The sequence below is a fragment of the Streptomyces sp. NPDC002104 genome, from assembly GCF_053593795.1.
Genome location: NZ_JBSFDF010000006.1, coordinates 82,270 through 102,537, shown reverse-complemented (window position 1 = coordinate 102,537; position 20,268 = coordinate 82,270). Strand labels below are relative to the sequence as shown.

Below are 20,268 nucleotides of genomic sequence, written 5' to 3'. Positions count from 1 at the left end.
CGGGCCCCCGTGAGGCCGCGCAGGGCCCCGCAGGGCCCGCTCCGGTCACCCCAGCAGGGCCCTGATCGGGTGCCACAGCTCCGCCGCCCGGTCGGGGGCGGAGCGCCACAGCAGGCCGTCGGGGTGGTGCAGGACGGCCGTGATCTCGTCCGGGGTGGGCGGCTGCGCGTTCCCGCGCAGGTAGACGGCGCGCAGTCCGAGGTTCCGCAGCCTGGTCAGGGCGCGGGCCCGGTTCACCGCGTGCACCAGCACGCGGACGTTCCCACCGTCGGCGGCCCCTGCGAGGCCGCTCGTGATGCCGCTCTTGACGGCGCCGACGGCGCCCTCCACGGACGGTCTGGGCAGCGTGAGCGCGACGACCACGCTGCCGCCTGGCAATCGGACGAAACCTCCACCGGGCATGTCTTCATCTCCCCCGTCAATAAGAAACTCAGCCCACGCATCTAAACGCGATCGGCCGCCGCCCGCTAGAGGGCGACGGCCGATCATGTTTTGACCTGCGGTTTTACTGAATTACTTGACGGACGGGCCGACCTCGACCGTCATGACGAGACCGTCGTAGGTCTCCTTCACGATCTTGATCTTGGTGTTGGTGTCAGTGGTCTTCACCGAGCCGGTCGGGTTCTCGTCGTAGAAGTACTTGCCCTTGTGGTCGTCGAAGACGAGCTGCGCGGGCTTGGGCTTCAGGAAGAGCTCCTGGCCGTTCTTGTGCAGGGTGATCGCGTCCGTCTTGTACGCGCTGAAGGCGGCGTCGTACGGCTGGATCTTGTTGCGCAGCAGGGTGCCGTCCGACCACTTCATCGGCTTGGCGTTGGCGTCGATCGGAAGGATCAGACCGGAGCCGGGGTGCTGGCTGGTGTTGTTGTCCTTCTGGGAGGTGTCCCACTGCCAGATCAGGAGGCCGTCCTGGTAGGCGTAGTGCTCGACCCAGTTCGGCTTCGTGTTGGCGAAGCCGAAGTTGTACGGACCGACCTTGAGGGTCTTGTCGTACGAGACGTAGCGGCGGTTCTCGGCCAGGTAGTACTGGGCGTACTCCTTGGTGAAACCGGAGCCGACGCGGGAGAAGCCCTTGCCGGTCCAGCCGTTGTCGCCGTTCTCGGCACCGTCGGTGAAGACCGTGGCACCGTCCGCCGTGATGGCGAGGGCGTCACCCGTGAAGCCCTTGCCGCCCGCGCCGCCGTCCGTCTGGTAGCGGAAGCGGAGGTCGATCTTCTTGCCGGCGTACGCGTTCAGCGAGTAGGCCAGGTTCTTCCAGCCGCCCGAGACGCCGGTGAGCGACGGGCTGTTGGAGGCGTCGACCGGGATGGCCACGCCGTCGGCGGTGCCGGCGAGCGCGGTCCAGGTGGCGCCACCGTCGGTGGAGACCTCGGTGTACAGGAAGTCGTACTCCGCCTCGATGTCCCACCAGCCCTTGAGCGACAGGGCCGCGGAGGACTTGCCGGTCAGGTCGACCGAGCGGGTGAGGGTGTTCTTGAGGTCGTCACCCATGTTGCTCCACCACTGCGACGCGCCCTCGGCGGGAGCGACGATGTCGGTGGTGACCTTCTTCTTCGGCAGCTCGACGACGAGCGCCTGCTTGTCCTTGGTGTTGTACTCCGAGACGCCCAGCTTGTGGGTGGACTGCGTCGCGGCCTTGGCCTTGTCGTAGTTCAGCCAGCCCAGCTGGAACTTGTCCCAGGCGGTCATGTCGCCCGGGAGGTCGCCTATGGAGTCCTTGCCGTTGCCGAGCCAGGAGCCGGCCGACATCAGGGACCAGAAACCGACCGAGTTCTCGCCGCCACCGGAGGTGTCGTAGAGGTCCGGGAGGCCCAGGTCGTGGCCGTACTCGTGCGCGAAGACGCCGAGGCCGCCGTTCTCGGGCTGCATCGTGTAGTCGCCGACCCAGATGCCGGAGTTGCCGATCTGGGTGCCGCCGGCCTTGTTGTTGGCCGGGCCGCTCTTGCCGGCCTCAGTGCCGTAGGCGTACCAGCGGTGGGCCCACAGGGCGTTGGTGCCCTGAACGCCGCCGCCGGCCGACTCGTCCTCGCCCGCGTGGACGATCTGGAAGTGGTCGATGTAGCCGTCGGGCTCGTTGAAGTTGCCGTCGCCGTCGAAGTCGTAGCGGTCCCACTGGTCGTACTGGGCCAGCTGCGCCTTGATCTGGGCGTCGGTCTTCCCGGCCTTCTTCTGGGCCGCGGCCCAGGCGGTCACGCCGTCCTTGACCGTGTCCCAGACGTTGGCGCAGTTGGTCTGACCGCAGTAGTTCGAGCCGTAACGGGCCTCGTTGTACGGGATCTTGACCCAGTCGGCCACCTCGCCCTCGACCGAGTAGCGGCCCGAGGAGGTCTTCTCGTAGTAGGTCTTCAGCGAGTTCTTGCCGGTGCCGGTACCGAAGTACAGGTCCTGGAAGTACGCGCGGTTGAAGTCCTTGCGCCAGGCCGTGCTGTTGTTCGTGGTGCGGTCGGGCTTGGCGATCTGGTTGTGCAGCGGGCCCGGCTCGCCGCCGTACTTGGGCACCGGCGGCTTGGGGCCGGGGCCGTCCGGGTCGAACGTGGTGGTGTTGTCCACCTGGTCACCGAAGTCGACGAGGATCGTGAAGATCTTGTCGGTCTTCTCGCGGCCGAGCTCGACGTACTTCTTGTCGGCGAGCTTGACGACCTTGGAGGCGCCCCGCTGCTCGACGCCCTTCTTGCCGTTCAGCACCTGCTCCAGGGCAGCCTTGCGGGCCTGCTCCTGCTGCTTGCTGAACGGGCCTTCGAGGTTGTGATTGACCTGCTCCTTCGAAGGAGCGGTCGGGTCCTGGCGGTCCGCGGCGGACACCTTCGCACCCGGGTCTGCCGTGGCCATCGTGAAGGCGGCGCCGGTGGCCGCCGTCGCTGCCAGGGTCACGCCGATTGCGGCGGCGCGCAGCGCTCGTCGTCTGGCCGAGTTGCTGGTCACTTGATGTCGTTCCCCTCCCGCGGCCGCGAAGTGGTGCGGAACTTCTCCGTAGGAGTGGGGGGTTCCGTGCGGCGCGCGTCTCAAGTGACGACATTTGACCGGAGAGACGCGAGAAAAGACAGACCTTGACTTGTTCCTTACAACTGCACTATGCGGTCACCGAGTTCCGCTATTCGGACGTTCGGCTGCCATAGGGGACGAACGGTACTTCTGACCCCCACCGGACCCCCGCCGGACCCTCGGCGGACCCTCGGCGGACCCTCGTCCGACCTCGTCCGGTCTCGTCCGGCCATCGCCGGTTCCCCATCGAACCCCACCGGTCCCGCCCGCCCCTTCCCGCCTCCAGGACCCCAGCGGTGCTCCCCGTGCGCCCCCTGTGCTCCGCTGCCTCCCCCCGCATGAGTGAGGTCACGCTTACCGACAGTTCCGCTCGGGCATCCACCGTCGTAGAGTCACTCGGCGCCAGCACTGGCCGAGCCGACTCCCCCTCCCGCTTCGAGGACGGATATCGCCATGCCGCGTCCGACTGCCGCACAGCTCGCCTACGGGTCCGCCACCGTCATCGTCTCGACGATCGCCATGCTGCTGCTCTCGCAGACGAGCACGGGACTCGGCATCGCGGTCATCTCCGCCGCCGCCCTCGCCCTCGGGGTCCTCGTCGCCCTCACCGTTCCGCTGCCCCGCCGGCGCGGGCGGCACGCGGCGACCCGTACGAGGACCACCGTCACCGCGGGCGCCCCGGCCGCGACTCCCGCCCAAGCCCCGGCGCCGGCGCCTGCCCCCGTCGAACATCCCGTGCACCACTGACGCGACGCCGCAGCGCGGCGCGGGCGGCCTCCCCCGTGGGGAGACCGCCCGCGCACGCCGGACCGGGTACTGCTAGGTGGCCTGGACCACCACGGTCTTGGCGACCTTGTCGTGCAGACCCTGCTTGTAGGGCTTGTCGACGACCATCGAAATGACGAGCGCGATCGGCCACAGGCAGAAGCAGCAGATCAGCGTCGGCAGCCAGAGCACGGCGGACCGGGCGAGGGCGGCGTTGGACTGCGGGACGCTGCCGTCGTTGAGCATCGCGACGCGCAGACCCATCCACTTCTTGCCGAGGGTCTGGCCGTTCTTCTTGACGAACCACCAGTCGTAGCCCACGTAGGCGACGATCGAGATCAGCGTCATGACCAGTCCGCTGCCGCTGTAGGACTTGGTGATGACCTCGGTGACGTCCTCGCCCTCGTTCGTCTTCACCGTGTAGCGGTTGCGGTCACCGGCGAACAGCTGGATGACGAACAGCGGCACGGCGATGATCAGCAGGTCGATGACGCGGGCGGCCAGCCGCTTGCCGAAGTCGGCGAGCGGCGGCATCCCGGCGAGCGGGTCGGGCATGCCGTAGCCGCCGCCCCCACCGCCGTACGGGTCGTTGCCGCCGCCGTACGGGGGCGGCGGGGGCGGGTAGCCGCCTCCCCCGGGCGGGGGCGGGGGCGGGTAGCCCCCTCCGCCTCCGGGCGGGGGCGGCGGGAAGACTCCGCCGGCGCCTGCGGGCGGTGAACCGTACGGCGAACCACCCGACGGCGGAGGCGTCGGTTCCTGGGGCTTCTTGAGGAACGGGTCGTCCTCGGGCGGCTGGCCCGGCGGCGGCTGGTCGGTGCTCATGGCCCGAGTCGAACCCGGCCCGGAGCGACCCGCAACGGGGACGCGTCCATTCGGGGGACGACGCGGTGCGCAGGGCCCGGGAGGCCCCCTAGCGGGCCACGTACGTGCGTGCGGCGCGGTCGTGGAGGGTCCGGCGCCGCTGACGGTCCGCGAGGGCCCACAGGGCCCCCGGGAGCCCGAGGAGCGCGTACACGAGCCAGCGGCGCAGCGCGGCGCCGAAGCGGGGCGGGCGCAGCGTGGCGGTGGCCAGGACCCGTACGCCGAGCAGCTTCTTGCCGGGGGTGCGGCCCCAACGGGCCGTGGGCAGGGCTTCGTAGAGGACGCCGAAGAGGAGGACGGCGCCGAGGACGAGGCCCAGCGAGCCCGCGGTGGTCCCGTCGAGCAGCCACACGGTGGTGGTCCGGCCGCCCGCCCGGGCGGCGTCGACCTTGGCCTGGAGGTGCGCGGTCGTCCCCGGTACGAGGGGCAGCGCCGCCCCGGTCGCGACGGCGGCGTACACGAGGGAGTCCAGCAGCCGGGCGGTCGCGCGGCGCACGAGCCCGGCGGGGCGCACGGCACGCTCCGCCATCCGCTCGAACACCGCGCGCCCCGTCCCTCCGGGACGCGGAGCAGGGGCCGGGGCCGGGGCCTGGGCCTGGGCCTGGGCCTGGGCCGGGGCCGGGGGCACGGGGGACCCGGCCCGCTCCGCGGCATCGGCCTGCTCCACCGGGGACACCCGCCCGGCGGGCTCCGCCGCGACCGCCGGGGCCCGGCGCTGCGCGGACCGCACGCGCTCCGCCGGCTCGGGCTCCGGGTCGCCGGGCCGCACGGGGGCGGGGGCCGGGACCGCGGCGGCGGCCTGCGCCGCGACCGGGGAGGGCGCGGACAGGATGCCGAGCCCGCCCGGGGCGGCGGACCCGGACGCCTGCGCGGGCAGGGCGGCCGGCACGGGGGCCTCCCCCGCCTGCCGGGCCGGCGCCTGCGCCGAGCGGTGGGCCTGGGCCTGGGCCAGGCGGTGCGCCTGGGGCGACACCTGGGCCTGGGCGGGCGCCTGGGGGTGCGCATGCGCCTGGGCCTGCGCCGGTGCATGGGCCTGCGCCGAGCGGTGATCCGGTGCCTGCGCCTGGGCCGAGCGGTGTGCCCGCGCCTGGGCCTGGAAGGCTGCTGCTTCCTGCGCGTGGGCCTGCGCCTGGGCCTGCAGCGGTGCCGGCGCCCGGTGCGCAGTGGGGGCCGGCAGCGGCGTACGGGCCAGGGAGATCCCGCCGGGGCGGGCGGCGGCCTCCTCCGCCTCCTCCCCGTGGCCCCAGGACACCCGGCTGTCGCGCGGCCCGCCGAACCCGGACTGGTGGAGCGGGTCGGCCTGCCATTCCGCGGACACCGACGGCGACGCGGACCCGGGCTCGGAGGCCGGGTCCGCTCCGGATGCGTGTCCCGACTCGTAACCGGAGGCCGGGTCCGCGGCCCCGGCCTCCGGCCAGGGCGCGAAGTCCGACCGCGACGCGGACTCCGCCCACGACTCCACCCCGGACCGCGCGGCCGGAGCCGCCACGGAGCCCGCGGGTTCCGGCCAGGACGCGGGGGCCGGTGCCGGTACGGGTGCCGGGGCCGGGGCGTGCCGCGGCGTCGGCCGGCGTTCCGGCTCGCGCAGCGCCTCGCTCATGCCCGTCTGGTCGAGGAACACGGGACCCGTCTCGTCGGCAGGGGCCGCGGGGCGGCTCGTACCGGGAACCCAGTTCAGGCCGTTCCAGAACCTGACGTACCCGGGGATGGACGGATCGGGGTAGTAGCCCTCGCGGGCCGCGTGCTCGCCGTCACCAGGGGAGGCCGTCAATGTCCCCAACTCCGATCGTGGCTTGAGGCTTCTTGCAGGGGTGGACCATAGCCAAGAACCGCCCCCCGACAGGTCCGGTAACGGGAGAATCCAAGCGTTCGGGGGAACGTCCACGAACGCAGGCGAACGCAGGCGAACGCAGGCGAACGCAGGCGAACAGAGTCGAACGCAGACGTACGCAGACGTACGCGCGGTCCCGTACGGAAGAATTCGGTCAGCCGATAGATTTCGGCCATTCCTCGATGTGCCTCGCGAACTCGCGTCATACCCGGGCACTTCGGCGCTCTCTGCGGGTGGGGGGCCGCTCCACGGCCCCGCGCACCACCCGCACACGTACCCCGTACCGAAGTGAGGCCGCCATGCAGCACCCCGTCGTCGAGCGCGAGCTGGAACTGAAGCTGGTCCTGTCCCCCGAGCGCAGCGTGCCCGTCCCGGCCCGCCTGCTGTACCTGACCGACGACCCGTACGCCGTGCACATCACCTTCCACACCGGCTCCAGCACCCCGGTCAACTGGACCTTCGCCCGCGAGCTGCTGGTCGAGGGGGTGTTCCGGCCGTGCGGCCACGGCGACGTGCGGATCTGGCCCACGAAGGTCGGCCAGCAGGCCGTCCTGTGCATGGCGCTCAGCTCCCCCGACGGCGACGCCCTGCTGGAGGCCCCCGCCGTGTCGGTGTCGGCCTGGCTGGAGCGCACCCTGCGGATCGTGCCGCCGGGCACCGAGGCCGACCGGCTCGGCCTGGACGCGGCGCTGGCCGAGCTGCTCGCCCCGACACCGGCCGACGAGCTGTGGATGCGCGACCCGTGGCCGTCGGACGAGTCCGCGGACGGCGAGGTGTGACAGGGCGAGGTGTGACAGGCGGAGCCGTGGCAGGGCGAGCCGTGGCGGGGAGCTCTGACACGGTGAGCTCCGGCTCAGAACAGTTTGCCCGGGTTGAGCAGCCCCTCCGGGTCGAAGGCGTGCTTGACCGCGCGCTGCATCTCCAGTCCCACCGGGCCGAGTTCGCGGGCGAGCCAGTCCTTCTTCAGGACGCCGACCCCGTGTTCCCCCGTGATGGTTCCGCCCAGTTCGAGGCCCAGCGCCATGATCTCCTCGAAGGAGGCCCGGGCCCGCCGGGTCTCGTCCTCGTCGGCGGGATCGAAGCAGACGATGGGGTGGGTGTTCCCGTCGCCGGCGTGCGCGCAGACCCCGATGAGCAGGTCGTGCGTACGGGCGATGGCGGCGGTCCCGTCCAGCATCTCGGCGAGCCGGGTGCGCGGTACGCACACGTCGTCGATCATCGTCGCGGGCCGCAGGGCCTCCAGGGCGGGCAGGGCCATCCGGCGCGCCTGGAGCAGCAGTTCGGACTCCGCGGCGTCCTCGGCCGGTACGACGGCGCTCGCCCCGGCGGCGGTGCACAGCTCGCCCACGGCGGCCAGGTCCTCGGGCGCGTGCGGGGTGTCGAAGGCGGCGAGCAGCAGGGCCTCGGTGGTCTCGGGCAGACCCATCTTGCCCAGGGCGTTGACGGCGCGGACGGTCGTACGGTCCATCAGCTCGAGCAGCGAGGGCGTCAGACCGGCCTCCATGACGGCGCAGACGGCTTCGCAGGCGGCCGCGGCGGAGGGGAACTCGGCGGCGAGCGCGAGCTGGCGGGGCGGGGCCGGGCGCAGGGCGAGGACGGCCCGGACGACGACGCCGAGGCTGCCTTCGGAGCCGACGAAGAGGCGGGTGAGGTCGTACCCGGCGACGCCCTTGGCGGTGCGCCGGCCGGTCTGCAGGAGCCGGCCGTCGGCGAGGACCACGTCGAGGCCGAGGACGTACTCGGCGGTGACCCCGTACTTGACGCAGCACAGACCGCCGGCGGCGGTGCCGATGTTCCCGCCGATGGTGCACTGCTCCCAGCTGGAGGGGTCCGGCGGGTAGTGCAGTCCGCGCTCGGCCACGGCGCGCGAGAGGACGGCGTTGACGACGCCCGGTTCGACGACGGCGATCCGGTCGACGGTGTCGATCTCCAGGATCCGGTCCATCTTCACGAGGGACAGCACGATGCAGCCGTCGGAGGCGTTGGCCGCGCCCGACAGGCCCGTGCGGGCCCCCTGGGGGACCACGGGGACGCGGAGCGCGTGGGCGGTGCGCAGGACGTGCTGGACCTGTTCGACGGTCCGGGGCAGCACCACGGCGGCCGGGGTGCCGGCGGCGCAGAAGCTGGCCATGTCGGTGGCGTAGGAGGCGGTCACCTGGGGGTCGGTGAGCACGGCCTCGGGCGGGAGGCCCTCGAGGAGCCGCTCGTGCAGCGGCTCGTGGAGCTCGCGTGAAACGTCATCAGCCATGGTGCCAGCGTGACAGCCGGGGCCATCGGTGTGAACACGGCCGCGACGCTCTTCGGACACCTCGGCGAACTCTTCATATTGACGCACAGTGACCCCATGGACCCTATGCGCGACGCATCCGTCTCCCAGGAGAGGCGGCAGCAGGCTGCTCCGCCCGTGACCTTCACCGGCCGCAAGACGCTCGTGGCGGCGGCGGCCATGGTGGTCCTGATCGCCGGAGCCCTGCTGATCCGCCCGGCCCGCACGGGCGACGACGCGCGCCCGCCGGGGCCCAGCGAACGGGCCCGCGCGGCCGTCGGCATGGGTGCGCCGGTGGCGGCGGTGGACCTGTCGGCGCTGGTCGCGGACCGGGAGAAGTGGGTCGCGGAGCACCCGGACGACGAGGGCTCGTGGGCGGTGCTGGGATCGGCGTACCTGGAGCAGGTGCGGCGGACGGCCGATCCCGCCTGGTACCCGAAGGCGGAGGCCGCCCTGAAGCGCTCGCTGGAGCTGCGCCCGGCCGAGAAGGGCAACTTCGACGCGATGACGGGCATGGGCACGCTGGCCAACGCCCGGCGGGACTTCGGGACCGGGAAGAAGTGGGGCGAGCTCGTACGGGCGCAGGCGCCGAAGCGGTGGACGGCGTACCCGGTGCTCGTCGACGCGTACGGCGGTCTCGGGGACTACAAGGCGGCGGAGAAGGCGATGGAGCGCCTGGTGGACCTGCGGCCGGGGCTGGCGGCCTTCATGAAGGCCTCGCAGGTCTACCGGGACCGAGGCTGGCGCGAGGACGCGGCCATGTCCATGGAGCACGCGGGCGGCGCGGCGAAGGCCCCGGCGGAGAAGGCGTACGTGCTGTTCCGCCTCGGGGAGCTGGCCTGGGAGCGCGGGGACGACGCGGAGGCGCTGAAGCAGTACGAGGCCGCGCTGCGCACCGATCCGGGCCAGGCGGCGGCGCTGGGCGGGCGGGCGCGGGTGCTGGCGGCGCTGGGCCGCGGCGGTGAGGCCGTACGGGACTACCGCCTCGCGCTGGGCCGGGCGGCGGTGCCGGCGCTGTCGCTGGAGCTGGGCGAACTGCTGGAGTCGCTGGGCCGGGGCGAGGAGGCGCGGGCGGTGTACGGCGGGATCGCGGCGCAGGCCGCCCGGAGCGGGGTGAACGAGGAGCTGCTCCTGGGCCGCTTCGAGGCGGACCACGGCGATCCCTCGGCGGCGGTACGGCGCCTCACGGCGGAGTGGGCCCGGCACAAGAGCCTGCCGGTGGCGGACGCGCTGGGATGGGCGCTGCACAAGACGGGCGACGACACGGCGGCGCTGGAGTACGCGAAGAAGGCCACGGAGCAGGGTTTGCGGCTCGCGGAGTTCTCGTACCACCGGGCGGTGATCGAGCGCGGCCTGGGCGACGAGGCGGGGGCGCGGCGGCACCTGGAGGAGGCGATGCGGACGAACCCGAAGTTCTCCCCGGTGCGGGCGCCCCTGGCGAAGGAGGCCCTGGCCTCGATCGGCAAGCCCCCGGCGGGCGGCCCGGAGAACATGCAGCCCACCACCCCGTGGGTGGCCCCGGAACTCCCGAAGGCGGCCAAGCCGTCCCCCAAGCCGAAGCCGAAGCCGTAGGACCACCGCCCCGCCCCTTCCCGGAACCGGGGCTCCGCCCGGAGCCGTCCGGGGCGCCGCCCCAGTCGGCGGGGTCCTGGGGCGGAGCCCCGGCAGTGGGGCCGCGGGGGGGGCGGTTGGCGCAACCCGTTAGAGGTTGCCCCGCTTCTCCTGCTCCCGCTCGATCGCCTCGAACAGGGCCTTGAAGTTGCCCTTGCCGAAGCCCATCGAGCCGTGCCGCTCGATCATCTCGAAGAAGACCGTCGGGCGGTCCTGGACCGGCTTCGTGAAGATCTGCAGCAGGTAGCCGTCCTCGTCGCGGTCGACGAGGATCTTCAGCTCGCGCAGGATCTCGACGGGGACCCGGGTCTCGCCCGCCCACTCGCCGAGGGTGTCGTAGTAGGAGTCCGGGGTGTTCAGGAACTCCACGCCCGCCGCCCGCATCGCCCGCACCGTGCGGACGATGTCGTTCGTCGCGAGCGCGATGTGCTGGACGCCCGCGCCGCCGTAGAACTCCAGGTACTCGTCGATCTGCGACTTCTTCTTCGCGATCGCCGGCTCGTTGATCGGGAACTTCACCTTCAGGGTGCCGTCCGCGACGACCTTCGACATCAGCGCCGAGTACTCGGTCGCGATGTCGTCGCCCACGAACTCCTTCATGTTCGTGAAGCCCATGACCTTGTTGTAGAACGCCACCCACTCGTTCATCCGGCCGAGCTCGACGTTGCCCACGCAGTGGTCGATGGCCTGGAAGGTGCGCTTGGCCGGGGGCTCGACCATCGGGGCGACGGAGACGAAGCCGGGCAGGTAGGGGCCGGTGTAGTCGCCGCGCTCGACCAGGGTGTGGCGGGTCTGGCCATAGGTGGCGATCGCCGCGAGGCGGACCGTGCCGTGCTCGTCGGTGAGCTCGTACGGCTCGTCCAGGCCGCGCGCGCCGTGCTCGACGGCGTAGGCGTAGGCCGCCTTCACGTCCGGGACCTCGATCGCCAGGTCGACGACGCCGTCGCCGTGTTCGGCGACGTGCTCGGCGAGGAAGCGGCCGCGGTCGGTGGAGGCCTTGATGACCGAGGTGAGGACGAACCGCGCGGCGCCGTTGGTCAGGACGTAGCTGGCCGTTTCGCGCGTGCCGTTCTCCGGTCCGGAGTAGGCGACGAGCTTCATGCCGAAGGCGGTCGAGTAGTAGTGCGCGGCCTGCTTGGCGTTGCCCACGGCGAAGACGACCGCGTCCATGCCCTTGACGGGGAAGGGATCGGCCTTGGCGGCGGTGCGCGGTGCGGTGTCGAGCGGCTGGGTCTCAGTCATGACGGCAGACTCCCGCCGTTCCACAAGCTGCGCAATAGTTTCCGTTTCCGCTGTACAGACTGACCAGTCCTGGCCCACCATGGCTGGAATATCTGTGCACTATGACCACCGACCGACCGCCCCGGAGGCAGCCATGGGAATCGACGAACTCGACGGCCGGCTCATCGTGCTGCTCGCCCGCGAGCCCCGGATCGGGGTGCTGGAGGTCTCGCGCCGGCTCGGCGTGGCGCGCGGTACGGCGCAGGCCCGGCTGGACCGGCTTCAGTCGAACGGAGTCATCCGGGGCTTCGGTCCGCAGGTGGATCCGGCGGCCCTGGGGTACCCGGTCACGGCCTTCGCCACGCTGGAGATCAAGCAGGGCCAAGGGGCGGACGTACGGGCCCACTTGGACGGGGTGCCGGAGGTGCTGGAGCTGCACACGACGACCGGGCACGGAGACATGCTGTGCCGGCTCGTGGCCCGGTCCAACGCGGATCTCCAGCGGGTGATCGACCGAGTTGTCGCGTTTGATGGGATCGTGAGGGCTTCGACGGCGATTGTTATGGAAAATCCCGTACCCTTGCGGATCATTCCCCTGGTCGAACAGGCGGCCGAGGACGACTGACGACTGAACCACTGACCACTGACGTGCGGCAACGACGGATGGGGTGACGCGGCGTGAGTTTCTGGACCTACCTGTCCAACCGCCACCAGCAGCTCCTGACCGACGCCTTCCAGCACGCCAGCGCCGTCTTCCAGTGCATGGTGATCGCGACCGCCCTCGGCGTCGCCATCGGCGTCCTCACCTACCGCAGCGGCTGGGCCGGGAACCTCGCGGTCACCTCCACCTCCACGGTGCTGACCGTCCCCTCCCTGGCCATGATCGGCCTGCTGATCCCGATCGTCGGCCTCGGCGTCGCGCCGACCGTGATCGCCCTGACCCTGTACGGACTGCTGCCCATCGTCCGCAACTCCATCGTGGGGCTGCGCGGGGTGGACCCGGCCCTGGTCGATGCGGCGAAGGGCATCGGGATGTCGCGCAGCGCCCAGCTGCTGAAGGTGGAGCTGCCGCTCGCCTGGCCGCCGATCCTGACGGGCATCCGGGTCTCCACGCAGATGCTGATGGGCATCGCGGCCATCGCCGCCTACGCCTCCGGGCCGGGCCTGGGCAACGAGATCTTCCGCGGGATCGCCTCGCTCGGCAGCGCCAACGCCATCAACCAGGTCCTGGCGGGGACCCTCGGCGTCGTCATCCTCGCCCTGCTCTTCGACGCCGCCTACGTCCTGCTCGGCCGTCTCACCATCCCGAGGGGAATCCGTGTCTGAGCCGACGCCCGCGCCGACCACGAGCACGCAGCCGGAGGCGAGTCCGCGGCCGGCCGCGGCCCCCACCACCTCCGGCGCCACCATCGAGCTGGAGAACCTCACCAAGCGCTACCCCGGCAACCCCAACCCCTCCGTCGACGACGTCTCGATGGAGATCAAGGCGGGCGAGCTGGTGGTCTTCGTCGGCCCCTCCGGCTGCGGGAAGTCCACCACCCTCAAGATGATCAACCGGCTGATCGAGCCCACCTCCGGCCGGATCCGCATCGGCGACGAGGACGTCACCGACATGGACCCGGTCAAGCTCCGGCGCAAGATCGGGTACGCGATCCAGTCCTCCGGGCTCTTCCCGCACATGACCGTCGCCGAGAACATCGCCCTCGTCCCGAAGATGACCGGCTGGTCCAAGTCCCGGGTGAAGGACCGGGTGGAGGAGATGCTCGACCTCGTCGGGCTGGATCCGCGCGAGTTCCACGGCCGCTATCCGCGCCAGCTCTCCGGCGGCCAGCAGCAGCGCGTGGGCGTGGCCCGGGCGCTCGCCGCCGACCCGCCCGTCCTGCTCATGGACGAGCCCTTCGGCGCCGTGGACCCCATCACCCGCGACCACCTCCAGGACGAGCTGATCCGGCTCCAGCACGAGCTGCACAAGACCATCGTCTTCGTCACGCACGACTTCGACGAGGCCATCAAGCTGGGCGACCGGATCGCCGTCCTGCGCGAGCGCTCGCACATCGCGCAGTTCGACACCCCCGAGGCGATCCTCACCAACCCCGCCGACGACTTCGTCTCCGGGTTCGTCGGCGCCGGCGCGGCCCTCAAGCGGCTCAACCTCACCCGGGTGCGGGACGTGGAGATCGCCGAGTTCCCGACCGTCTCCGTGGACGACCCGCTCCAGAAGATCTTCAACACCCTGCGCGCCGGCCAGGTCAACGAGCTCCTGATGCTGGACCGGCGCGGCCGCCCGTACAAGTGGCTGCGCCGCGGCGACCTGATGCGCGCCAAGGGCTCCCTCGCCCGGGCCGGCCAGCTCGTGCACGACACGGTGACCCGGGACGCGACCCTGCACGACGCCCTGGAGGCCGTACTGACCGACAGCGGCGGCCGGGTGGCCGTCACCGGGCGGCGCGGCGAGTACATCGGCGTCGTGGACATGGAGACCCTGATGAACTCCGTGCACGAGATGCTGGAGGCCGACCGGCTGACGGCCGCCGAGCACGCCCACGACCTGGAGGAGCTGCGCCACCACCGCGTCGAGCGGGACCTGGAGGGGCTCCGGGACGATGCGGGGCCCCGGGACGGCTCGGAGCGCTCATGAGCCCGCGCAACCCGGTCTCCCCCGAACGCCCGCCCGGCGAGCACGAGCTGAAGGGGCACGTCTTCCGGGACCCGGGGGAACCCGAGCCCGCCGAGGACGTCATGGCCTCGATCGCGCCGCCCCGGCCGGGAAGCCGGCTGACCTGGGGCCGGCTGGTGACCCTGCCGATCGTGCTGGCGCTGGTGCTGCTGGCCACGTACCTGTGGATCACCAACGCCACCCTGGACACGATCGCCGAGAACTCCCTCAAGGACGGCAACGTCGAGCTCCGGCTGTGGCAGCACGTCCAGCTCACCGCGATCTCCACCTTCTGGGTGCTGATCATCGCGATTCCGCTCGGCATCGCCCTGACCCGCCGCGGCCTGCGCCGGGCGGCCCCGCTGGTCACCGCGATCGCCAACATCGGGCAGGCCACCCCGGCCATCGGCCTGCTGGCCCTGCTCGTCATCTGGCTCGGCATCGGCCCCTCGACGGCGATCATCGGCATGGTCGCCTACGCCGTCCTGCCCGTGCTGTCCAACACGGTCGCGGGGCTGCGCGGGATCGACCCGCAGCTGGTGGAGGCCTCGCGCGGCATCGGGATGTCCTCGATGGGAACCCTGATGAAGGTGGAACTGCCGCTGGCCGTCCCGCTGATCCTGGCGGGCGTACGGACGGCCCTCGTCCTCAACGTCGGCACCGCGACCCTGGCCACCTTCGGCGGCGGCGGGGGCCTCGGCGACCTGATCACCTCCGGGATCCAGACGCAGCGGATGCCGGTGCTGGTGCTGGGCTCGGTGCTGACGGTGGCGCTGGCGCTGTTCGTGGACTGGCTGGCCTCACTGGCCGAGACGGTCCTGACCCCGCGCGGGCTGGAGGCGTAGATGGCCAGGCTCTCCCACTCCCCCTCCCACTCCCCCTCCCACTCCCCCTCCCACTCCCATTCCCCCCGGCTCGCCGTACGGACGGCCGCGGCGGCCTGTGCGGCCCTGCTGCCCGTGCTGGCGCTCGCGGGCTGCGGGCTCAAGAGCGGGTCCCCGATGGTGGACGACGTCGTACCGGGCTCGGTCGGGCAGGGGCTGCCCCTCAAGGGCGCCTCGCTCACGGTCACTTCGAAGAACTTCAGCGAGAACATCGTGCTCGGCCAGATGATCGGCCTGATCTTCAAGGCGGCCGGCGCGGAGGTCCTCGACCGCACCAACCTCCCCGGCTCGATCAGCGCCCGCGAGGCGATCATCCAGGGCGACGCGGACGCCATGTACGAGTACACGGGCACGGCGTGGATCACCTACCTGGGCAACGACAAGCCGATCACGGACCCGTACGCGCAGTGGAAGGCGGTGCGGGACGCGGACGTGAAGAACGGCGTGGCGTGGCTGCCGCCGTCCACGCTCAACAACACCTACACGCTGGCCATCAGCAAGAAGAACAACGCCAAGTACAAGCTGAAGACCATGTCCGACGTGGCGGCGCTGTCGCAGCGCGACCCCAAGGCGGTCACGGTCTGCGTGGAGAACGAGTTCGCCTCGCGCGAGGACGGGCTGCCCGGGATGGAGAAGGCGTACGGGATGAAGATCCCGGCGGGCAACGTCATGAAGATGGACGCAGGGATCATCTACACCCAGGTGTCGAAGTCCGATTCCTGCCTGCTGGGCGAGGCCTTCACCACGGACGGCCGGATCAGGGCCATGGACCTGGACACCCTCGCCGACGACCGGCACTTCTTCCCCAACTACAACGCGGCGCCGGAGCTGCACGCGAAGACCCTGGAGAAGTACCCGGCGATCGCCGGCCTCCTGGACCCCCTGTCGAAGCGGCTGACGACAGAGACGGCGCAGCGGCTCAACGCGCTGGTGGACGTGGAGGGGCAGGACCCGCACGAGGTGGCGAAGGACTGGCTGATCGAGGAGGGGTTCATCAAGGAGGGCTGAGCCGGGGCGAGTTCCAAAGGAACGGATGCAAAGAAGTAGTTGCAAAGAAATCCTTGCAGAGAGTTCTTTGCAACTCTACTGTTGAGGCATGCCCGAGAAGAACGCCGAACCGCAGCTCCGCAAGCTCGACGCCCACTCCCTGCGCGGCCTGGCCCACCCGCTGCGCATCCGCCTGCTGGGCGACCTGCGCCTGCACGGGCCTGCCACCGCCTCGCAACTGGCCCAGCGGCTAGGGGAATCGAGCGGGGCCACCAGCTACCACCTGCGCCAGCTCGCCGCGTACGGGTTCGTCGAGGACGCCCCCGAGCACGGCAAGGGCCGTGAGCGCTGGTGGCAGCCCTGCCAGGACGGCACGATCTTCGACGAGGCACTGGTCTACGACACCGACCCGGCCACGCGCGGCGCCGCGGAGGTCTTCCTCGCGGAGATCGTGAAGATCCACGAACAGGAGCTGTCCTCCTGGCTGGGCGAGGCGCACACCTGGTCGCTGGAGTGGCGCCGGAGTTCCGAGCTCAGCGACTTCTCGCTCCAGCTGACCCCCGAGCAGAGCCACGAGCTGGTCCTCAAAATGCACGACCTGATCAACAGCTACCGCGATCTGCCGTCCTCGGAAGGCACGGAGACGGTCCGCGTCCACACGCATGCCTTCCCGGTGCGCACCAAGTAGCCCCCTCCACCACCCCTTTCGCAGAAGGAGTCCTGCCGTGCACGCCTTCAGCCATGCCCGGATCCACGCCGACACCCACGCCACCCGCACCGCCGAGGCCGCCGCCTGGCGCCGCGCGCGGGAGGCCGCGCCGCACACCCCCCGCGTTCCCCGGCTCCGCGCCCCCGCCCTGCGCAACCAGCTCGGCGAGACCCTGATCGCGCTCGGCATCCGCCTGATCCAGCCCGCGCACCTGCACGCACGCATCACCCGCAACACCCGTATCTCCCGCCCGCACGGCGGCATCGCGTGAGCCGTCGCCCCTTCACCGCCGTCCTGCTCGCCAACACGATTTCGATAGCCGGGAGTTCGCTGACCCTCATCGGCGTCCCCTGGTTCGTGCTCCAGACCACCGGCAGCGCCGGCCGGGCCGGGATCGTCGCCTTCTGCGCCACCCTGCCCGTGGCGGTGGCCGCCCTCGTCGGGGGCCCGGTCATCGACCGGCTCGGGCGCCGCCGGGTCTCCGCCGTCTCCGACCTGGTGTGCGGCCTGTCCGTGGCCGCGGTCCCGCTGCTGCACCACGCCGGGCTGCTGGAGTTCTGGATGCTGTGCGCGCTGATGGCCGTCTGCGGCCTCGTGCACACCCCCGGACTGACCGCGCGCTACGTCCTGCTCCCCCACCTCGCCGAGCACGCCGGCACCACCATCGCCCGCGCCGCCAGCCTCTACGACGCCGTCTCGCGCGGAGCCCGCATGATCGGGGCCGCGGTGGGCGGCGTACTGATCGCCACGATCGGCGCCGAGTCCGTCCTGCTCCTCGACGCGGCCAGTTTCGGCGCTTCCGCCCTGCTGGTCACCGCGTTCCTGCGCGGGATAACGGCCGCCGAGCCGCAGCGCGCCGCCACGAAGGCGTCCCTGGCCGGCTACCGGGCCGAACTCGCGGAGGGCTGGCGGTTCCTGACCCGCGCCCGGCTGCTGCTCGGCATCACGGTGATGGTGATGATGACCAACGGCCTCGACCAGGGCTGGTCCTCGGTCCTGCTGCCCGTGCACGGCCGCGACGCCCTCGGCGGACCCACCGCGCTCGGCCTGATGATCGCCCTCTTCGGCGGGTTCGCCCTGCTGGGGGCCCTGCTCTACGGAGCCTGGGGCGGGCGGTTCCCCCGTAGGGCCGTGTTCGCCGCGGCGTTCCTGCTCTGCGGGGCACCGCGCTACGCGGTCGCCGCCTTCACCGACACCCCGCTGCCGCTCGCGGTGACGATGGCCCTGTCGGGGCTGGGCGCGGGCGTGCTCAACCCGATCCTGACCACGGTGATGCTGGAGAAGGTGCCCGACGCCCTGCGCAGCCGGGTCTCGGGCGTGACCCAGGCGGGCTGTGAACTGACCATGCCGCTGGGCGGACTGGCCGCGGGGCTGCTCATCGACGGCTTCGGGGTGACGACGGCGCTGCTGGCGTTCGGCGGGGTGTACTTCCTCGCCACGCTCTCCCCGCTGGTGTTCCCGTCCTGGCGGACCATGGAGGCGCCCGCACCGGCAGCACCGGCCGGACCGGCCTCGCCGGCCTCGCCGGCCTCCGCGGTCAGCAGGACGGAACCGACGCGCCCTTCTGCAGAGCACGCAGCGCGTCGACCGCACCCGTCAGCGAAGTGACGGGCACCAGACGCAGCCCTTCGGGGAGTTCGGACTTGGCGTCCGAGCACTCCGCGGCCGGTACGAGGAACACGCTCGCCCCGTCGCGCCGCGCGGCCTGGGTCTTCAGGGCCACCCCGCCGACCGCGCCGACCTCGCCGTCCGCGCTGATGGTGCCCGTACCGGCGATGGTCCTGCCACCGGTGAGATCGCCTCCGCTGCCGTTCCCGTCGAGCTTGTCGACGATGCCCAGCGAGAAGAGCAGTCCGGCGCTCGGACCGCCGACGTCGGCGAGGTTCAGCTCGACCTTCACGTCCTTCGGGTCCTTGTGGAGGTAGCCGAGGGCGGCCTTGGAGGCCGTCGACTGCGACGTGGTCATCTCCTCCAGGTTGTGCTCCTCGATCTCCTTGTCGCTTCCGCCCGACGGGTAGACCGCCTCCCTGGGCATGACGGCCCGGGTGGTGTCGAACCAGTCGCCGATCAGCTCGGGCAGGGCGACGGAGGTGGAGGGACCGGTGGCCTGGATGGTGGTCATCCGCAGCTGGCCCGTGGTCTCGCGGGTGGGTGCCCCGGTGATGCTGATGACCTGCTTGCCGTCGCGGGAGCCCAGCACGTCGGCCGTGAGGCCCGGCTGCGCGATCACGAAGGGCAGCGGGGCGAGGGCCGCGACGGCGAACAGCGCGAGCACGGGCACGGCGCAGACGGCGAGGGCGGCGGGACGCGGCAGACGTGTGAGGCGAGAGAGCACCGGGCCAATCTAGCGCGGGTGCCCGGCAACGGGTCGAGCCGCGCCCCCCGGTGATCGGGGACGCGGCTCGGTGTCCTTGCGGTGCGCCTGTGTGCCCGGTGGCGGCCCGGGCGGTGTGCCCTGAGCTAGCGCAGGGCGTCGGCCACCTCTCGGGCGGCGTCCACCACGCGGGGGCCGACCCGCTCGGGCACGGCGTCGGCCAGCATGACGACGCCCACGCTGCCCTCCAGCCCGGTGATGCCCACGAGGGGCGCGGCAGCGCCGCTGGCGCCCGCTTCGAGCTCGCCGTGGGTGAGCGTGTACCCGGGCTCGATGAGCGTGCCCTGACGGGCGGCCAGGATGGCCCGGCCGGCCGCCCCGCGGTCCAGCGGATGGCGGAAGCCCGGCCGGTAGGCCACGTGGTAGTCGGTCCAGGTCGGCTCGACGACCGCCACGGCGAGCGCTTCGGTTCCGTCCACGAGGGTCAGGTGCGCGGTGGCGCCTATGTCCTCGGCGAGGGAGCGCAGCGCCGGCAGGGCCGCCTCGCGCACGAGGGGGTGCACCTGGCGGCCGAGGCGCAGCACTCCGAGCCCGACGCGGGCGCGGCCGCCGAGGTCGCGGCGGACCAGGGCGTGCTGTTCGAGGGTGGCCAGGAGGCGGTAGACCACGGTGCGGTTCACACCGAGGCGGTTGGAGAGCTCTGTGACGGTCAGACCGTGGTCGGTGTCGGCGAGCAGTTTGAGAACTCGGAGTCCTCGGTCGAGAGTCTGGGAGGTTTCCGCGGTCACGACGCCTCTCCCTCTTTCGGTGGGCGGCGGTGACTCTCTGGGGATAGCGCCGCCGGTCCCTCGGCGACGCACGGAGAGGCCGCCGGTAGCGGCCATGGCACCGGCTGCGCTCCCGCGGCGGCGTTGCCACGGGGCGTTCGATGCGGGGACAGTAGCGAGCAGGTTCGCTCAGCGGAAGGGCTCGTCCAGAATCCGGGCGCCTACTGGCGTTTTGTGCCGGTTGAAAATGTACATCGCCGTCGATTCGTGACCTTCGGCCCCCCTGCACCTGCTGTGCGCCGGCCCCTGGCCCCGGGCCGCCCGGGCCGGCCCGTCAGTGCCTCCCATCACGGGTGCGGCGTCCCCGGTACGAGGGCCCGGGCGGGCGGGGGCCGTACAAATCTCCCCGCACCGCCC

The 20,268-nt window shown here is 71.8% G+C and carries 19 protein-coding genes; 11 read left to right on the top strand and 8 right to left on the bottom strand.

The window, feature by feature from the left end; all coding sequences use genetic code 11:
* Window positions 1-45: 45 nt before the first annotated feature.
* Both ACWCP2_RS07665 and ACWCP2_RS07660 read right to left on the bottom strand, forming a co-directional pair.
* A complete protein-coding gene (locus tag ACWCP2_RS07665) occupies window positions 46-402 on the bottom strand; it encodes a hypothetical protein (protein ID WP_450907670.1) in 357 nt (118 codons plus the stop codon).
* Between the two features lie 111 nt (window positions 403-513).
* A complete protein-coding gene (locus tag ACWCP2_RS07660; RefSeq protein WP_450907669.1) occupies window positions 514-2,919 on the bottom strand; it encodes an immune inhibitor A domain-containing protein in 2,406 nt (801 codons plus the stop codon).
* Between the two features lie 513 nt (window positions 2,920-3,432).
* On the opposite strand from ACWCP2_RS07660, the gene ACWCP2_RS07655 reads away from it, so the two are divergent.
* The gene (locus tag ACWCP2_RS07655) at window positions 3,433-3,726 is read left to right on the top strand and encodes a hypothetical protein (protein ID WP_450907668.1); all 294 of its coding nucleotides are present in this window, start codon (window positions 3,433-3,435) and stop codon (window positions 3,724-3,726) included.
* 72 nt (window positions 3,727-3,798) lie between these two features.
* Here ACWCP2_RS07655 and ACWCP2_RS07650 read toward each other — a convergent pair whose 3' ends face one another.
* Both ACWCP2_RS07650 and ACWCP2_RS07645 read right to left on the bottom strand, forming a co-directional pair.
* Window positions 3,799-4,566: an RDD family protein gene (locus tag ACWCP2_RS07650; RefSeq protein ID WP_450907667.1), complete on the bottom strand. Its 768-nt coding sequence runs from the start codon at window positions 4,564-4,566 to the stop codon at window positions 3,799-3,801.
* 88 nt (window positions 4,567-4,654) lie between these two features.
* Window positions 4,655-6,376 carry an RDD family protein gene (locus ACWCP2_RS07645; protein WP_450907666.1) on the bottom strand — a complete coding sequence of 574 codons (1,722 nt, stop codon included), beginning with the start codon at window positions 6,374-6,376 and terminating at the stop codon, window positions 4,655-4,657.
* Between the two features lie 359 nt (window positions 6,377-6,735).
* Here ACWCP2_RS07645 and ACWCP2_RS07640 point away from each other — a divergent pair, with 359 nt between their 5' ends.
* Entirely contained in the window at window positions 6,736-7,215 is a 480-nt protein-coding gene (locus ACWCP2_RS07640; protein ID WP_450907665.1) for an SsgA family sporulation/cell division regulator, read from the top strand.
* Between the two features lie 74 nt (window positions 7,216-7,289).
* On the opposite strand, the gene ACWCP2_RS07635 is transcribed toward ACWCP2_RS07640, so the two are convergent.
* On the bottom strand, window positions 7,290-8,684 hold the full coding sequence (locus tag ACWCP2_RS07635) for an FAD-binding oxidoreductase (protein ID WP_450907664.1): 1,395 nt from the start codon (window positions 8,682-8,684) through the stop codon (window positions 7,290-7,292).
* Between the two features lie 96 nt (window positions 8,685-8,780).
* Here ACWCP2_RS07635 and ACWCP2_RS07630 point away from each other — a divergent pair, with 96 nt between their 5' ends.
* Window positions 8,781-10,274, top strand: coding sequence for a tetratricopeptide repeat protein (locus tag ACWCP2_RS07630; RefSeq protein ID WP_450907663.1), 1,494 nt, complete (start codon window positions 8,781-8,783; stop codon window positions 10,272-10,274).
* A 129-nt stretch (window positions 10,275-10,403) separates the two neighbouring features.
* On the opposite strand, the gene hppD is transcribed toward ACWCP2_RS07630, so the two are convergent.
* A complete protein-coding gene (hppD, locus tag ACWCP2_RS07625; protein ID WP_450907662.1) occupies window positions 10,404-11,555 on the bottom strand; it encodes a 4-hydroxyphenylpyruvate dioxygenase in 1,152 nt (383 codons plus the stop codon).
* A gap of 133 nt (window positions 11,556-11,688) precedes the next feature.
* Between hppD and ACWCP2_RS07620 the strand changes: the two genes are divergently transcribed.
* The 8 genes from ACWCP2_RS07620 (at window position 11,689) to ACWCP2_RS07585 (ending at window position 18,378) form a co-directional block, all read left to right on the top strand.
* Window positions 11,689-12,159: an Lrp/AsnC family transcriptional regulator gene (locus ACWCP2_RS07620; RefSeq protein WP_112448141.1), complete on the top strand. Its 471-nt coding sequence runs from the start codon at window positions 11,689-11,691 to the stop codon at window positions 12,157-12,159.
* Window positions 12,160-12,212: 53 nt separating this feature from the next.
* On the top strand, window positions 12,213-12,860 hold the full coding sequence (locus tag ACWCP2_RS07615) for an ABC transporter permease (protein WP_450907661.1): 648 nt from the start codon (window positions 12,213-12,215) through the stop codon (window positions 12,858-12,860).
* 82 nt (window positions 12,861-12,942) lie between these two features.
* Entirely contained in the window at window positions 12,943-14,172 is a 1,230-nt protein-coding gene (locus tag ACWCP2_RS07610; protein ID WP_450907789.1) for a betaine/proline/choline family ABC transporter ATP-binding protein, read from the top strand.
* Entirely contained in the window at window positions 14,169-15,035 is an 867-nt protein-coding gene (locus ACWCP2_RS07605) for an ABC transporter permease (RefSeq protein ID WP_450907660.1), read from the top strand. Before ACWCP2_RS07610 ends, ACWCP2_RS07605 begins: the two co-directional genes overlap by 4 nt.
* 156 nt (window positions 15,036-15,191) lie before the next feature.
* On the top strand, window positions 15,192-16,082 hold the full coding sequence (locus ACWCP2_RS07600) for a glycine betaine ABC transporter substrate-binding protein (protein ID WP_450907788.1): 891 nt from the start codon (window positions 15,192-15,194) through the stop codon (window positions 16,080-16,082).
* Between the two features lie 88 nt (window positions 16,083-16,170).
* Entirely contained in the window at window positions 16,171-16,749 is a 579-nt protein-coding gene (locus ACWCP2_RS07595; protein WP_450907659.1) for a helix-turn-helix domain-containing protein, read from the top strand.
* Window positions 16,750-16,786: 37 nt separating this feature from the next.
* Window positions 16,787-17,041: a hypothetical protein gene (locus tag ACWCP2_RS07590; RefSeq protein ID WP_450907658.1), complete on the top strand. Its 255-nt coding sequence runs from the start codon at window positions 16,787-16,789 to the stop codon at window positions 17,039-17,041.
* On the top strand, window positions 17,038-18,378 hold the full coding sequence (locus tag ACWCP2_RS07585; RefSeq protein ID WP_450907657.1) for an MFS transporter: 1,341 nt from the start codon (window positions 17,038-17,040) through the stop codon (window positions 18,376-18,378). The genes ACWCP2_RS07590 and ACWCP2_RS07585 overlap by 4 nt, the downstream gene beginning before the upstream one ends.
* Here ACWCP2_RS07585 and ACWCP2_RS07580 read toward each other — a convergent pair.
* Both ACWCP2_RS07580 and ACWCP2_RS07575 read right to left on the bottom strand, forming a co-directional pair.
* Entirely contained in the window at window positions 18,308-19,105 is a 798-nt protein-coding gene (locus ACWCP2_RS07580) for a S16 family serine protease (RefSeq protein WP_450907656.1), read from the bottom strand. The genes ACWCP2_RS07585 and ACWCP2_RS07580 overlap by 71 nt on opposite strands.
* A gap of 125 nt (window positions 19,106-19,230) precedes the next feature.
* Window positions 19,231-19,872, bottom strand: coding sequence for an IclR family transcriptional regulator (locus ACWCP2_RS07575; protein ID WP_054222485.1), 642 nt, complete (start codon window positions 19,870-19,872; stop codon window positions 19,231-19,233).
* Window positions 19,873-20,268 lie beyond the last annotated feature (396 nt).